At 41.5% G+C, this 13,447-nt stretch carries 10 protein-coding genes, 1 tRNA gene and 1 rRNA gene; 7 read left to right on the top strand and 5 right to left on the bottom strand.

Features of this window, described 5'->3' with window-relative positions:
* Nucleotides 1–22: 22 nt before the first annotated feature.
* From jag to rpmH, 5 genes are all read right to left on the bottom strand, one after another.
* A complete protein-coding gene (jag, locus tag HNQ46_RS04540) occupies nucleotides 23–1,108 on the bottom strand; it encodes an RNA-binding cell elongation regulator Jag/EloR (protein ID WP_183683401.1) in 1,086 nt (361 codons plus the stop codon).
* A 20-nt stretch (nucleotides 1,109–1,128) separates the two neighbouring features.
* Nucleotides 1,129–2,454: a YidC/Oxa1 family membrane protein insertase gene (locus tag HNQ46_RS04535; protein WP_183683695.1), complete on the bottom strand. Its 1,326-nt coding sequence runs from the start codon at nucleotides 2,452–2,454 to the stop codon at nucleotides 1,129–1,131.
* Between the two features lie 21 nt (nucleotides 2,455–2,475).
* On the bottom strand, nucleotides 2,476–2,688 hold the full coding sequence (yidD, locus tag HNQ46_RS04530; RefSeq protein WP_040649643.1) for a membrane protein insertion efficiency factor YidD: 213 nt from the start codon (nucleotides 2,686–2,688) through the stop codon (nucleotides 2,476–2,478).
* Between the two features lie 128 nt (nucleotides 2,689–2,816).
* Nucleotides 2,817–3,164, bottom strand: coding sequence for a ribonuclease P protein component (gene rnpA / locus HNQ46_RS04525; protein ID WP_007158317.1), 348 nt, complete (start codon nucleotides 3,162–3,164; stop codon nucleotides 2,817–2,819).
* A 116-nt stretch (nucleotides 3,165–3,280) separates the two neighbouring features.
* Nucleotides 3,281–3,424 (bottom strand): 50S ribosomal protein L34, encoded by a 144-nt coding sequence (gene rpmH, locus HNQ46_RS04520; protein ID WP_007158318.1) that lies wholly within the window; start codon nucleotides 3,422–3,424, stop codon nucleotides 3,281–3,283.
* A 637-nt stretch (nucleotides 3,425–4,061) separates the two neighbouring features.
* On the opposite strand from rpmH, the gene dnaA reads away from it, so the two are divergent.
* The 7 genes from dnaA to HNQ46_RS04485 form a co-directional block, all read left to right on the top strand.
* Nucleotides 4,062–5,423 (top strand): chromosomal replication initiator protein DnaA, encoded by a 1,362-nt coding sequence (gene dnaA, locus HNQ46_RS04515; protein WP_183683399.1) that lies wholly within the window; start codon nucleotides 4,062–4,064, stop codon nucleotides 5,421–5,423.
* A 223-nt stretch (nucleotides 5,424–5,646) separates the two neighbouring features.
* Nucleotides 5,647–6,771, top strand: coding sequence for a DNA polymerase III subunit beta (gene dnaN / locus HNQ46_RS04510; protein WP_183683397.1), 1,125 nt, complete (start codon nucleotides 5,647–5,649; stop codon nucleotides 6,769–6,771).
* Entirely contained in the window at nucleotides 6,768–7,850 is a 1,083-nt protein-coding gene (gene recF / locus HNQ46_RS04505) for a DNA replication/repair protein RecF (RefSeq protein WP_183683395.1), read from the top strand. The genes dnaN and recF overlap by 4 nt, the downstream gene beginning before the upstream one ends.
* Nucleotides 7,851–7,862: 12 nt before the next feature.
* The gene (gyrB, locus tag HNQ46_RS04500; protein WP_183683393.1) at nucleotides 7,863–9,827 is read left to right on the top strand and encodes a DNA topoisomerase (ATP-hydrolyzing) subunit B; all 1,965 of its coding nucleotides are present in this window, start codon (nucleotides 7,863–7,865) and stop codon (nucleotides 9,825–9,827) included.
* Between the two features lie 41 nt (nucleotides 9,828–9,868).
* Nucleotides 9,869–12,415 (top strand): DNA gyrase subunit A, encoded by a 2,547-nt coding sequence (gene gyrA / locus HNQ46_RS04495; RefSeq protein WP_183683391.1) that lies wholly within the window; start codon nucleotides 9,869–9,871, stop codon nucleotides 12,413–12,415.
* Nucleotides 12,416–12,800: 385 nt separating this feature from the next.
* Nucleotides 12,801–12,888 (top strand) — tRNA-Ser (locus HNQ46_RS04490).
* A 385-nt stretch (nucleotides 12,889–13,273) separates the two neighbouring features.
* Nucleotides 13,274–13,447 (top strand): 16S ribosomal RNA (locus HNQ46_RS04485); the annotation flags it as partial.

The raw sequence follows: 13,447 nt of genomic DNA, 5'->3' as shown, positions 1-13,447 counted from the left end.
TTCCATGGGGTGCAAGAAAGCCTTATGCTTCACCCTTCTCTTCTCTCTTTTCTTCTTTTCTTTCGTCTCTTCTCATCCGGTTTCCCTTATGACGAAAATCCTTTTGGAACTTTCCTCCATTTTTACAGAAAATCACCACATGACGGAAGGGATCTTCTCCCTCGGATTTTGTGGAAACCTGACTGTCACTTTGCAGTGCGGCATGGATAATTCTTCTCTCGTAAGGATTCATTGGCTCCAAATGAACAGATTTCCTATTTTTCTTTACCTTGTAGGCAATATTTTTAGCCAGACTTCTCAAAGTCTGCTCTCTTCTCTTACGGTAATCCTCCGTATCCAGCTTTACCCGAAGATACTCATCTCCGTGGTTTTTATTCACCACTAAAGAACAAAGATACTGTAAGGAATCCAGGGTTTGTCCTCTTTTTCCGATAAGGATGCCCATATCCGGTCCTATAAGGTTGATGTAAAGCTCATTGCTGCTGTTTCTAAATTCTGTCTGAAGCTCCACTTCCATTTCCATACCCTGAAATACAGAGTTTAAGAAATCTAAAGCAGCCTTAGTCACCGCTGCAATCTCCTCTTCGGAAAGAGGCGTAAGTTCTCTCTTCTCAGAACTTCTTCCTTCAAAGGACTTTTCCTCTCTCTTTACGGGAGCGGAAGACATAGGCGCAGGGATAGGATCGTAGCCTCCTCTGCTAAAGCCCTTAAAACCTTCCCTCTTTTCAAACTTCTTCTCTCTTTTTTCCTGAGAAGAATTATGGGAAAATGTTTTATTTTCCTCGTAAGCTTTTTCTTCTTTTTTCTCGGAAGACTGCATTTTTTCATCTACAGAAGAGCTTTCCCTCTTTCCTTCCGCTTCCTTCTTTTCAAATGTCGCTTTCTCTACTGCCACCGGCTTTTCCGCTGCAGCTTTGTCTTTTGCGATTTCCGCTTCATCTTTTTCCCAGGCTTCAATAATCCAGGGCTTTGCCCCGATACCAAATAAGCCGTTGCTTCCCTGTACGATTACATTGTAGGAAATTCTGTCTGATGTACAACCTAAAGAGATGGTTGCCTTCGTAATCGCTTCTTCTACCGTCTTTGCAGAAACTCTAAACTTGTCCATAGCTTTTCTCCCTAAGCTTTTTACTTTTTCTCTTTTTTCTCATGCTTTTCATTGTAAAGCTGTACCATGTTTGCCTTGCTGGCTAATGATCCCTCTTTCGCATTTTGATTGTAATAGTCTGTAGATTCTTTTGTCTTCAGATTTTGCTTTGCAATCTTTTCCATACGATTCTTTTCTTCAGAATCTTCCTTGGCCTGCATAAGCTTTAATCTGTTTTCCACGGTCTTTTCATCAATGGGAGGTAAGCCTTTTTTTGCTCTTTTTTCATTGGCCTTAGCCATAGCATCCTGTAAAAGCTCTTCATTGCTCTTCTTTCCGAAGTACCAGTTTAAAATCAACTGCTGTAAGAGCATAAATACGGAAGAAGCAATCCAGTATAAACCGATTCCGGAAGCGAAGCTGAAGCAGAACCACACAGACATCAAAGGCATCATAACGTTCATGCTCTTCATCATCTGCTGGGACTGATCTCCCTCCTCTGTTGCCACAGGCATACTCTGCTTCTGCATCAGCAGGGTAGAAGCCCACTGGCTTAAGCCTGCCAAAATAGGAATTAACCAGTAAATATTGGGGGTAAATCCATAGGCAGAGGGGGCAGTGGAAAGGTTTAAGCCTAAAAAGCTGTTAATCTCTGTAGACTTTGCTGCAGCCTGCTGAATTACCTGGGTAGCAGAGGGGAAAATTTCCGGAAGCTTGGCCCACTGCGCAGGATTTAACTTATACAAAAAGTCAATTACGAAGTTATGAACTGCATCTGCATTATACTTACTGGGGTCATCCAGACCTAAGTTGTGTAAGGTCTTTAAAATAGATTCCATGCCATTAGCTTTTCCGAAGTCCAGAAGACTTTGTGCCGCAGAAGAGCCTCCGATAGCAGTGGAAACGCTTTCATAAACTGCCTTTACGGAAGGAACATAAGCAGGAATGTTCATAATAATACGATACAGGGCGAAAATAATCGGCATTTGTAAAAACAAAGGCAAACACCCTGCAGTCATAGAAGTGCCGTACTTTTCATAAATGGCTTTCATCTCGGTTTGCTGCGCCATCATGGAAGCATTATCCGTCTTATTCTTATACTTTTCCTGTACAGCACGAATTTCCGGTTGCATAATCTGCATCATTCTGGAGGATTTTTGCTGTTTTAAAGAAGTTGGGAACAGCAAAATACGAGTTACCAAGGTAAACAGAATGATGGCTAGTCCAATGTTTGGAATACCAATTCCGTCTAAGAAAAGGTAAATCCAGTTCATAATCCAACCTAAAGCACTTACGATCAAGTTCCAGATAGGCCCGAACAAGGGTAGATTGGATGTGTTTTTGGTTAAAATAATCAGATTTTGAATCAAGTTTTTCTCCCTTCATCTCTAGGGAACAGGATCATATCCGCCTTTAGCAAAGGGATTACAACGCAGTAATCTCCATATTGCCAACAATAGTCCTTTCACACACCCGTGCTTTTGTATGGCCTCATAGGCGTATTGAGAACATGTGGGTGTGTATTTACAATGAGAATGTCCCTTCATAGGAGATAAAAATTTTTGATAAAAACGAATCATCTTTAACATCAGTTTTTTCATCAAAGCTCTCCTTCGGAATAAGCTGCTTCGCAATTTCTATCAACTTATTTCCTGATAAAACGTATTTTCTATCCGAGTTTCTTCCTATTATAATAGGGATTTATTTTCCCTTTGAAAAAATCAGAATTTCAGAACTTCTCTCCATTACTAAGTATATGATGCCTGCTACATAAATCGAGATAAGCAATCTCCAATTCCGAATAGCTTGCAAAAGCTACCTTCTGTCTTACGACTAAAACGATGTCTAACCCCTCTTTGATTTCTTTGTGTAATCGAAATATCTCTCGAAGCTTTCTACTGATTCCATGACGAACTACAGAATTTCCCACCTTCTTGGAACAGGATATTCCCAGCCGGGAATAGTCTAAACCGTTTTCCACGATCAACATCACAAAATAAGCATTGGCATAGGATTTTCCTTTTTTATAACAATGCTGAAACTCTTCATTTGACTTCATGGAAGGAAAACGCTTCATAAAATATCTCCAAGGTTGAAGAAAGACCGCTTTCCAGCGGCCTCATTTCTGTATTCTACAGGGTAGTTTTTATTACCCGTAAAGCTTTTCAAGAAAGCTTCCTTTATGTTTCTGCATTATGCAGATAATCTTGCTCTACCTTTAGCTCTTCTAGCAGACAAAACCTTTCTACCGTTGGCTGTGGACATTCTCTTTCTAAATCCATGCACTTTTGCTCTCTGTCTTGTCTTTGGCTGATAAGTCATTTTTCCCTTATGCATACGGACACCTCCCTTTTTTTAGTGTATGGCCTGAAGCCACCGATCGTTTCTCCGGGAATTATTCGTCCTTATACGAAAGGTCCCGAATAAACTCCTAATTTTGGGTAAACATCGCAGATTATTATATAGAAAGGGCTATAAATCGTCAATACCCTTTGAAAAAAACTTATTTTTCGAAAGGAATGTGTATATCTTATCCTCTTTATCTCCTAAATAAAGCCGGAAAATCCTGTAAAAACATGGTTTATCCACAAAATTATGCACTTATCCACAAATTCTATCCACAAAAACATCTGTTCACCTTATCCACAAACTGTTTATAAACTGTGGATAAGTGTATAATTTTTCTTTTTTCCTATGGTAAAAGGCTTCTTTTAGCTTTCTTCTGTGGACAGCTTTTATTTTTATACTCCATTTATACTCTTTTTCGCTATTTTTTTAATCTTTAATCCAATAATTCTTCTGTCTTTTTTCTATATTTTCTGAAAAGAATTATTCTTCTTTCCTTAGGGATGTGAACTTGCGAAAGAGGCTCTCTTGCTGTAAAATAAAAAGAACTGTCTTTTCAGAAAAAAGCTACTTTTTTTTTGAAAAAATAGCGAGAAACCCCTTGTCGTTGATTTTAAGGAGTCTGGGAATGGCAAAAGACTTTAACCTCATAAAAGAAAAATGGGAAGAAATCCTCCTACATACCAGAGAAATAAATGAAATGCCGGATGTAGCCTATAATATTTGGATTGCCCCTTTAAAATTATACGATTCTATAGGGGATCAACTGATTATACTGGTAGAGATGAAGCAATTCATCAGTATGATTCGGAAACGCTATGCCGAAACCTTGAAGATTTCCATTATGGAAATCACCGGCATCTATACTGAGATTCTCATCACCGATGAAGAAGGTTTGAAAGAACTCTATCCCAAGAAAAATCAGGAAGAAAAGCCTGGACTGGAGGAGGCCTTAAAAAATGCCAACCTGAATTCTCGCTATACCTTCGACAGCTTTGTAGTAGGTTCCTCCAACGCCTTAGCCCATGCTGCCTGTGTGGCGGCGGCGGAAATGCCCGGAGAACAGTATAACCCTCTCTATATTTACGGAGGAGCAGGCCTGGGGAAAACCCACCTGATGCAGTCTGTGGCCCATTACATATTACAACAAAACAAAAATGCCAAGATTCGCTATGTTACCTCCGAAACCTTTATTAACGAATTTGTCGACAGTATCCGTAATAAAAATAACATTTCCCCGGCGGAATTCAGAAGAAAGTATAGAGAACTGGATGTTCTGCTCATAGACGATATTCAGTTCTTAATCGGAAAGGAAGGAACCCAGGAAGAATTCTTCCACACCTTCAATGCCCTTTATGATAATAGAAAACAGATTATTATCGCCTCCGATAAGCCGCCGAAGAAGATTGACAATATTGAAGAACGACTCCTCTCCCGCTTTGAGGTGGGACTCACCGTGGATATCCAGCTTCCGGATGTGGAAACCAGGATGGCGATTCTTCGGAAAAAGGAAGAGCTGGAAGGCTATAACATTGACAACGAAGTTATCAAATATATTGCAGACAACATTAAGTCCAATGTCCGGGAGTTGGAAGGAGCCTTAACCAAGGTGGTGGCAAAGTCCCGCCTGATTAAACAGCCCGTTACCTTAAGTCTTGCAGAGGAGCTTTTAAAGGACAATATCACTCCGGCAGAGAAAAAGGAGCTTACCCCAAAATGGATTATTGAGGTAGTGGCGGAGCATCACGGTCTGAGTCTTTCCGACCTTGTTTCCAAAAGAAAGAATAAGGAAATCGTGATTCCCAGACAGATTGCCATGTACCTTTGCCGAGAAATGACCAGTATTCCCTTAAATACTGTGGGAGAACTTTTGGGAGGAAGAGACCATTCCACCATCATTCACGGTTGCGACAAGATATCCAAGGAATTGTCCACAAATGAACAATTGCAATCCACAATAGAGGTTTTACGGAAAAAAATCTCTCCCTAATCCCCATTTATTCCTTCCCCTTTCCACAGAAAAAAAGCAAGAATAAAGTATTGAAAAATCAAGGTGTTTTAGGGATTATACATTTCCACATCCCCTAATAACACTACTAAAGAAAAAGAAAGAACAAAAACAAAATATCACGAGGCTCACGAGCGATACTTGTTAAGAATAAAAATTAGCGGCTTTTCATAAAGCTCCTATAGAATAAAAAGAAAGGACTCCTATGAAATTATCTTTTCAAAAAAATGATTTGCTTTCCACCCTGCAAGTGGTAGGGAAGGCTGTTGCTTCCAAAACCACTCTAAGCATTATGGAGTGCATCCTGGTGGACGCCACTGAGGGGCAGATTCGTTTAACAGGAAACAAAAATGATTTTGGAATAGAAAGCATTTGTCCGGGAGACATATTGGAGCCGGGAAAGATTGCCTTGGAGGCAAGACTTTTCCAAGAGATTATCAAACGTTTACCCCAGACAGAGGGAAAAAATATTCTTCTCAGTACAGAGGAAAACGGAAATTGTACCATTCAGTGTGAAAAGTCCGTCTTTAAAATCATGGGCAGAAATCCTGAGGAATTTACCTCCCTTCCTTCCGTAGAGAAACAGGAAATTGTAGAGATTTCTCAACTGAGTTTAAGAAACATGATTAATCAGACTATTTTTTCCACCGCTTCGGGGGAGAATAATAAGAAGATGACAGGAGAATATTTCGAAATTATCGACAATCAATTCTCCATTACCGCTTTGGACGGACATAGAATTGCCATTCGAAAGACCGAGCTTTCCGAGTCCTATGACAACTGCTCCGCCATTGTTCCCAAGGAAGTTCTGTCTGAGCTTTCCAAGATTATCAGCGGAGGGCTGGAGGATAAGGTGGAGATTTGCTTTTCCAAGCAGTATCTGCAATTTTCCTTTGAAGACACCATCGTGGTAACCCAGCTGGTGGAGGGAGAATATTTCCATGTTCGCCAGATGTTGTCCTCCGATTACGAAACCAAGATTCGCTTAAATCGTAAGCAATTTTTGGAAAATATCGACAGAGCCAGAATCCTGGCCAGAGACAATGATAAGCAGCCTTTGATTTTAAAAATTGAAGACCAGAGCCTATCTTTGAAAATTGTTTCCGACATCGGAAGAATGGATGCGGAAATGCCGGTACAGCAGGAAGGAAAGGATCTACTCATCGGCTTTAATCCTACTTACCTGATGGATGCTCTTCAGAATATTGAAGAGGAAGAGGTGGATTTGTACTTTACTATTTCCCGCTCTCCCGTCTTTATTCGGGATCAGGAGGAAAGCTACAACTACATGATTTTACCGGTTAACTTTAATGCGGAAGCCGTAGGATGATTATCGAATCCATAGAATTACAAAATTATAGAAATATAGAAAAATTGAAGCTTCCTCTGGGAGAGAAGAATAACATCCTTTACGGAGACAATGCCCAGGGGAAGACCAATCTTCTGGAGGCCATTTTCTTTGGCAGCACCGGAAAGTCCTTTCGCTTTTGTAAGGACAAAGAATTGATTCATTTCGGGGCGGAGGAAGCCCATTTAAAAATGATCCTGAAGAAAAAGGGAATTTCCCACCGGATAGACATTCACCTAAAGAAAAATAAAAGTAAGGGAGTGGCTATAGATGGATTTCCGGTGAAGAAAAGCTCTGACCTTTTCGGTCTGGGAAATATTATTATTTTTTCTCCGGAGGATCTGTCCTTGATTAAAAACGGGCCAAAGGAAAGAAGAAGATTTATTGATTTGGAGCTTTGTCAGCTGGATAAGATTTATCTCTACCACTTATCCATGTATAATAAAGTGTTGCAGCAAAGAAATAAGCTTTTAAAGGAACTGTATTTTCGGCCAAAACTGGAGGAAACTCTTTTTGCCTGGGATGAGGAACTGGTAAAGCATGGGAAGATGGTGATTTCCCTCCGTAGAGATTTTGTGGAAAATTTACGGAAAAAGGTGGAAAACATCCATGGGGAAATCAGCGGAAAGCGGGAAGAGCTTCTTCTAAGCTACGAGGAAAATGTTTCCGAGGAAAATTTCTCCTTGCAGCTGGAAAAAAACAGGGAGGCGGAGAAAAAACAACAGACCACCCTCTCCGGTCCCCACCGAGATGACCTGTCCTTTCAGATTAACGGTCAGGATATCCGGCATTTCGGTTCTCAGGGACAGCAAAGAACCGCCGCCTTGTCCCTAAAATTAGCGGAAATTGATTTGGTGAGAGAAAGAATTCAGGATAACCCCATCTTATTGTTGGATGATGTGTTTTCAGAGCTGGATCAAAAAAGACAGAATTTTTTATTAGAGCAGTTAGGGAATTTACAAAGCCTGATTACATGTACAGGATTGGAAGAATTGGTAAAGCATCGATTCCCCATAGACCATGTGTTTTATGTGGAAAATGGACAGGTGCAGTGTCAGTAAAGAGGAGGAACTATGTCTATAGAGATGGAAGAATTTGGAGGAAATGAAGCAGAATTTCTTCATGGTTCTAAGGAATACGGTGCAGATCAGATTCAGATTTTGGAGGGACTGGAAGCGGTTCGGAAAAGACCGGGAATGTATATCGGAAGCACTTCCGTTCGCGGTTTGCATCATTTGGTTTATGAAATCGTGGATAACTCTGTAGACGAGGCATTAGCCGGATTTTGTAATACCATTACCGTTAAAATTCATCAGGATAACTCCATTACCGTAAGGGATAATGGACGAGGAATTCCTGTAGATATACAAAAAAAGGCGGGAAAGTCCGCCTTGGAAGTTGTTTTTACCGTTCTTCATGCAGGAGGAAAGTTCGGAGGAGCCGGATATAAGGTTTCCGGCGGTCTTCACGGTGTAGGAGCCAGCGTGGTAAATGCCCTTTCTGAGTGGCTGGATGTAAAGGTTTATAAAGAGGGCAAGATTTACACCATGTCCTTTGCCAAGGGAAAGGTAACAAAGCCTATCGAGTGTATCGGAACTTGCAGCGAAGAGGAGCAGGGAACCGAAGTACACTTCCTTCCGGATGCAAGCATTTTCGAAGAAAGCGTTTATGACTTTGAAACCTTGAAGATTCGTCTTCGGGAAACCGCCTTCTTAACCAAGAATCTGAAGATTCGTCTTGTGGATGAGCGGGAAGGGCAGGAGAAAGAAAAGGAGTTCCACTATGAGGGAGGAATTCAGGAGTTTGTTACTTTCTTGAATAAGGGAAAGGAAGCTCTCTATCCGGATGTAATTTACTGTGAGGGAGAGAAGGAAAAGATTATGGTGGAAGTTGCTATGCAGCATAACGACTCCTACACGGAAAATATCTATACCTTTGTAAACAACATCAATACCCCGGAGGGCGGAACCCACCTTACCGGTTTTAAAAATGCTTTAACCAAAACCTTTAATGACTATGCAAGACAGAATAAGCTTTTAAAGGATAGTGAAGCCAACCTTTCCGGAGAGGATATCCGTGAGGGATTAACCTGCATTATCTCCGTAAAGATTGAGGATCCCCAGTTTGAGGGACAGACCAAGCAGAAGCTGGGAACCTCAGAGGCTCAGGTGGCAGTGCAGGGTATTGTTTCCGAGCAGTTGACCTATTTTTTAGAGCAAAATCCTGCGGTTGCCAAGGTGATTTGCGAAAAGTCTATTTTGGCGCAAAGAGCAAGAGCCGCAGCTAGAAAAGCCAGAGATTTAACCAGAAGAAAGTCCGCATTGGACGGTGTGGGACTTCCCGGTAAGCTTGCGGATTGCAGCAGCAAGGATCCGGAAAGATGTGAAATCTTTATTGTAGAGGGAGATTCCGCATTGGGACCTGCCAAGGAAGGAAGAAATCCGGAAACCCAGGCCGTACTGCCTCTTAGAGGTAAGGTATTAAATGTGCAGAAGGCCAGACTGGATAGAATCTATGCCAATGAGGAAATCAAGGGAATGATTACCGCCTTTGGAACAGGTATCCACGAAGATTTTGACTTAAGCAAATTACGTTACCACAAAATCATCATTATGACGGATGCGGATGTGGACGGCGCTCATATTTCCACCTTGATGCTGACCTTTATTTATAACTTTATGCCGGAGCTTATCCGAAAAGGACATGTTTATCTGGCTCAGCCGCCACTCTTTACCATTCAGAAGAACAAAAAGCATTACTATGCTTACTCTGATGAGGAATATCAGAGAATTTTAAAGGAAATCGGATCTGATGGAGCAGACGTATCCCGATTCAAGGGTCTTGGAGAGATGAATACGGAGGAGCTGCAGGAAACCACGCTGGATCCGGAAAGCAGAACATTGCTTCGTGTAAATATGAGTGACGAGGATAAGGCGGAGCTGGATATTACCTTTACTACCTTAATGGGAGATCAGGTAGAGCCCAGAAGAGAATTTATCGAGCAAAATGCCCGCTATGTTACGAATTTGGATATTTAAAGACTTTTCCAAAAAGAATTGCAAGTTAAAGGAGGCCAATTTTGGAGCCAAATATTTTTGATAAAGTGCAGGATGTGGACTTAAAAAAGACCATGGAAAATGCGTATATCGACTACGCCATGAGTGTCATTGTGTCCAGAGCGATTCCCGATGTTCGGGATGGTCTTAAGCCTGTACAAAGAAGAGTGCTTTATGCTTTGCAAAGTCTGGGCGTTACTCCGGATAAAAAAACCAAAAAATGTGCCACAATTGTTGGAGAAACCATGGGTAAATATCACCCCCACGGTGACTCCTCCATTTACGGCTCTTTGGTTTATATGGGACAGCCCTGGTCTATGCGGCACGTCCTGATTGATAAGCAGGGAAACTTTGGTTCCGAGGACGGAGACAGCCCGGCGGCAATGCGTTATACCGAGGCTAAGATGTCCAGATTAGCCGGAGAAATGCTGGCAGGCATCAATAAGAACACCGTGGATTTCATGCCGAACTTCTCCAACGAATATGAGGAGCCGGTGGTTCTTCCTTCCCGTTTTCCCAATCTTTTGGTAAACGGTGCCACAGGTATTGCAGTAGGTATGTCCACCAATATCCCTCCCCATAATCTGAGAGAAGTGATTAAGGGTGTGGATTGCATTATTGACAATAAAATTGCGGGAAGAAAGACGGAAATAGAAGAACTTCTTCCCATTATTCAGGGACCGGATTTTCCTACAGGGGCGACGATTTTAGGAAAAAGAGGAATTGAAGAAGCTTACAGAACCGGAAGAGGAAAGATTAAGATGCGGGCGATTTGCGAGATTGAGCCCATGCACAACGGCAAAAATCGCATTTTGGTAAAGGAGCTTCCCTATCTTGTATACCGTTCCCGCGTCATTGAAAAGATTGCAGAGCTTGTAAAAGATAAAAGAATTGACGGTATCACCTATATCCACGATGCGGCAGGAAAGAATTCCAAAGCAAAGATTGCCATTGAGTGCAGAAAAGACGTGAATCCCCATGTAATTCTGAACCAGCTGTATAAGCACACCCAGTTACAGGAAACCTTCGGTGTGATTATGCTTTGTATCGTTCGAGGGGAGCCGAAGATTTTAAATCTTCTGGAAATTTTGGAAGAATTTTTGGCACATCAGATTCAGGTGGTCACCAGAAGAACGCAGTACGATTTACAAAAATGTGAGGACAGAGCCCATATCTTAGAAGGATTATTAAAGGCTCTTGACCATATTGATGAGATTGTTGCCATTATCCGTGCCGCGAAAAATGTAGAAGAGGCTAAGCAAAACTTGATTACCCGCTTTGCATTTACCGAAGTGCAGGCCCAGGCTATCGTAGATATGCGTTTGCGTGCTCTTACCGGTTTGGAAAGAGAACGTCTGGAAAACGAGTACCAGGATTTACTGGCAAAGATTGCCTACTATAAGGAAATTCTGGGAGATGAGAGAAGGCTTCTTGCGGTAATTAAGGAAGAGTTGGATGTTATTGCAGATAAGTACGGAGAGGATAGAAAAACGTCCTTTAGCTATGATGATATCCTGGATGCGGAGGATTTAATTGCCGACGATGATGTGGTGATTACTTCCACCAGCCTTGGTTATATCAAGAGGATGTCTCCGGAAAATTTCCGTCAACAAAACCGTGGCGGAAAGGGTATTAAGGGAATGCAGACCATAGAGAAGGACTATATTGAAGACCTCTTTATGACCACAAACCATCATTACATTATGTTCTTTACCAATATGGGAAGAGTTTTCCGTATTAAGGGCTATGAGATTCCGGAAGCCAGCAGAACCGCAAGAGGTACGGCTTTAGTGAATCTTCTTCCCTTGCAGGAGGGAGAAAAGGTCAATGCCAGCCTCTGCCTGAGAGATCCGAAGGATGAGCAGGACTTAATCCTCACCACCAAGTCCGGAATGGTGAAAAAGACCGCCCTTTCCGAATATGCCAATGTACGAAGAAACGGCTTAATTGCCATTAGCTTGAAGGAAGACGACCAGTTAATAGAAGCCAAGCTTCTTTCCAAGGATGAAAATATTATTCTGGTGACCAAGAAGGGAATGGCTATTCAGTTCAATGAGAAGGATGTGCGTAGAACTGGACGTTCCTCCATGGGTGTAATCGGTATCCGACTGAATGATGGAGATGAAGTAATCGGTATGCAGGAATCTTCTCAGGGAGAAAATATGCTGGTAGTTTCTGAAAAGGGTTACGGCAAGCTTACGGAGAAATCCGCCTTTAAGGCACAAAACCGTGGCGGAAAGGGTATGCGTTGCTACAAGATTACGGAGAAAACCGGAGATCTGGTAGGCTTTAAGCTTTGTGACCAGGATAGAGAAATTCTTCTGATTACCACAGAGGGTATTATGATTCGGATGAGTCTGGAAAATATCAGTATCATCGGAAGAAATGCCTCAGGGGTAAAACTGATGAATATCGATAAGGATGGAGATACCACCATTGCTTCCGTTGCCAAGGTAAGAGAAAGTGAAAACGATGGAGAAGAAGATTCAGAAGCGGATCCGGGAGAAGATGCGGATACAGAAATCGCAGAAATAAATGGAGAGGATACCAAAGAGAATCAAGAAGAATAGAATAAAAAAACAGAATCAAGAAGAATAGAATAAAAAAATAGAAGCAAAAAGAATAGAATTAAAAAGAGCGAAATGAAGAAAATAAGGAATAAAAAAGCTGATTCCTGAATATTATTCATTAGCTAAAAAAATCCATTCCGGAAAAAAATCACCGGAGTGGATTTTTTAAAAAGAGCAAATAATAAAGAACATAATCGGAAAGTGATAAGAAAATATGGAAATAAGAAATAAAACTATACGTCCGGTAGGGCTAAAAAAAATATAAATTTTTCTTGACAGTAAATGGGGAATTTGCTACTCTAATTAGGCACCTAAGAACCAAATGTTCGGTACGAAAGAAGAAATTCAAAAGTATAGGTGAATCCCTTTTGGCAGGGATAAACGAGGAGTAATACTCAAGAGGCCGAAGAGGCGCCCCTGCTAAGGGTGTAGGTCGGGCAACCGGCGCGAGGGTTCAAATCCCTCTTACTCCGTTTTCTGAATATTTTTTCGGAAAGTGCTTGACAAAGTTAATCACTTTGTTATAATAGCATGGCTGTCTCGAAAGAGAACAGTAAAGTCTGAAGAGAAAATAAAAAAATTAAGAGGAAACGATTAAAGTTTTATTGACTCGACAGAAAAACTGAACCTTGAAAATCAAAGATCGAATAATACACAGACCCTGAAGATTCTTGAAAAGAAGTTCTTCTAAGAAGAACGAAAAGCCGGAGTTCCGGCAGAGAAAATTCAGAAGCACAGAAATGTGCAGCGAAAACAAACTTTAACAGTAAAAAGGAAAAACAAGCTAAGCGCGTTTTGACTTGGACTGAACTTAAACCGCTCGGAAGAGCGGATAATGCTTTTTGTAAGAAAAGCACTTTTTATGAGAGTTCGATCCTGGCTCAGGATGAACGCTGGCGGCGTGCCTAACACATGCAAGTCGAACGAGATGCGTATTGGAAAGCTTCGGCCGGAAGATACGTTATCTAGTGGCGGACGGGTGAGTAACACGTGGGTAACCTGCCTTATGGAGGGGGATAACAGAGAGAAATC

The organism is Oribacterium sinus (assembly GCF_014202695.1).
Taxonomy (GTDB): domain Bacteria; phylum Bacillota; class Clostridia; order Lachnospirales; family Lachnospiraceae; genus Oribacterium; species Oribacterium sinus.
This window is presented reverse-complemented; position numbering and strand designations above follow the sequence as displayed.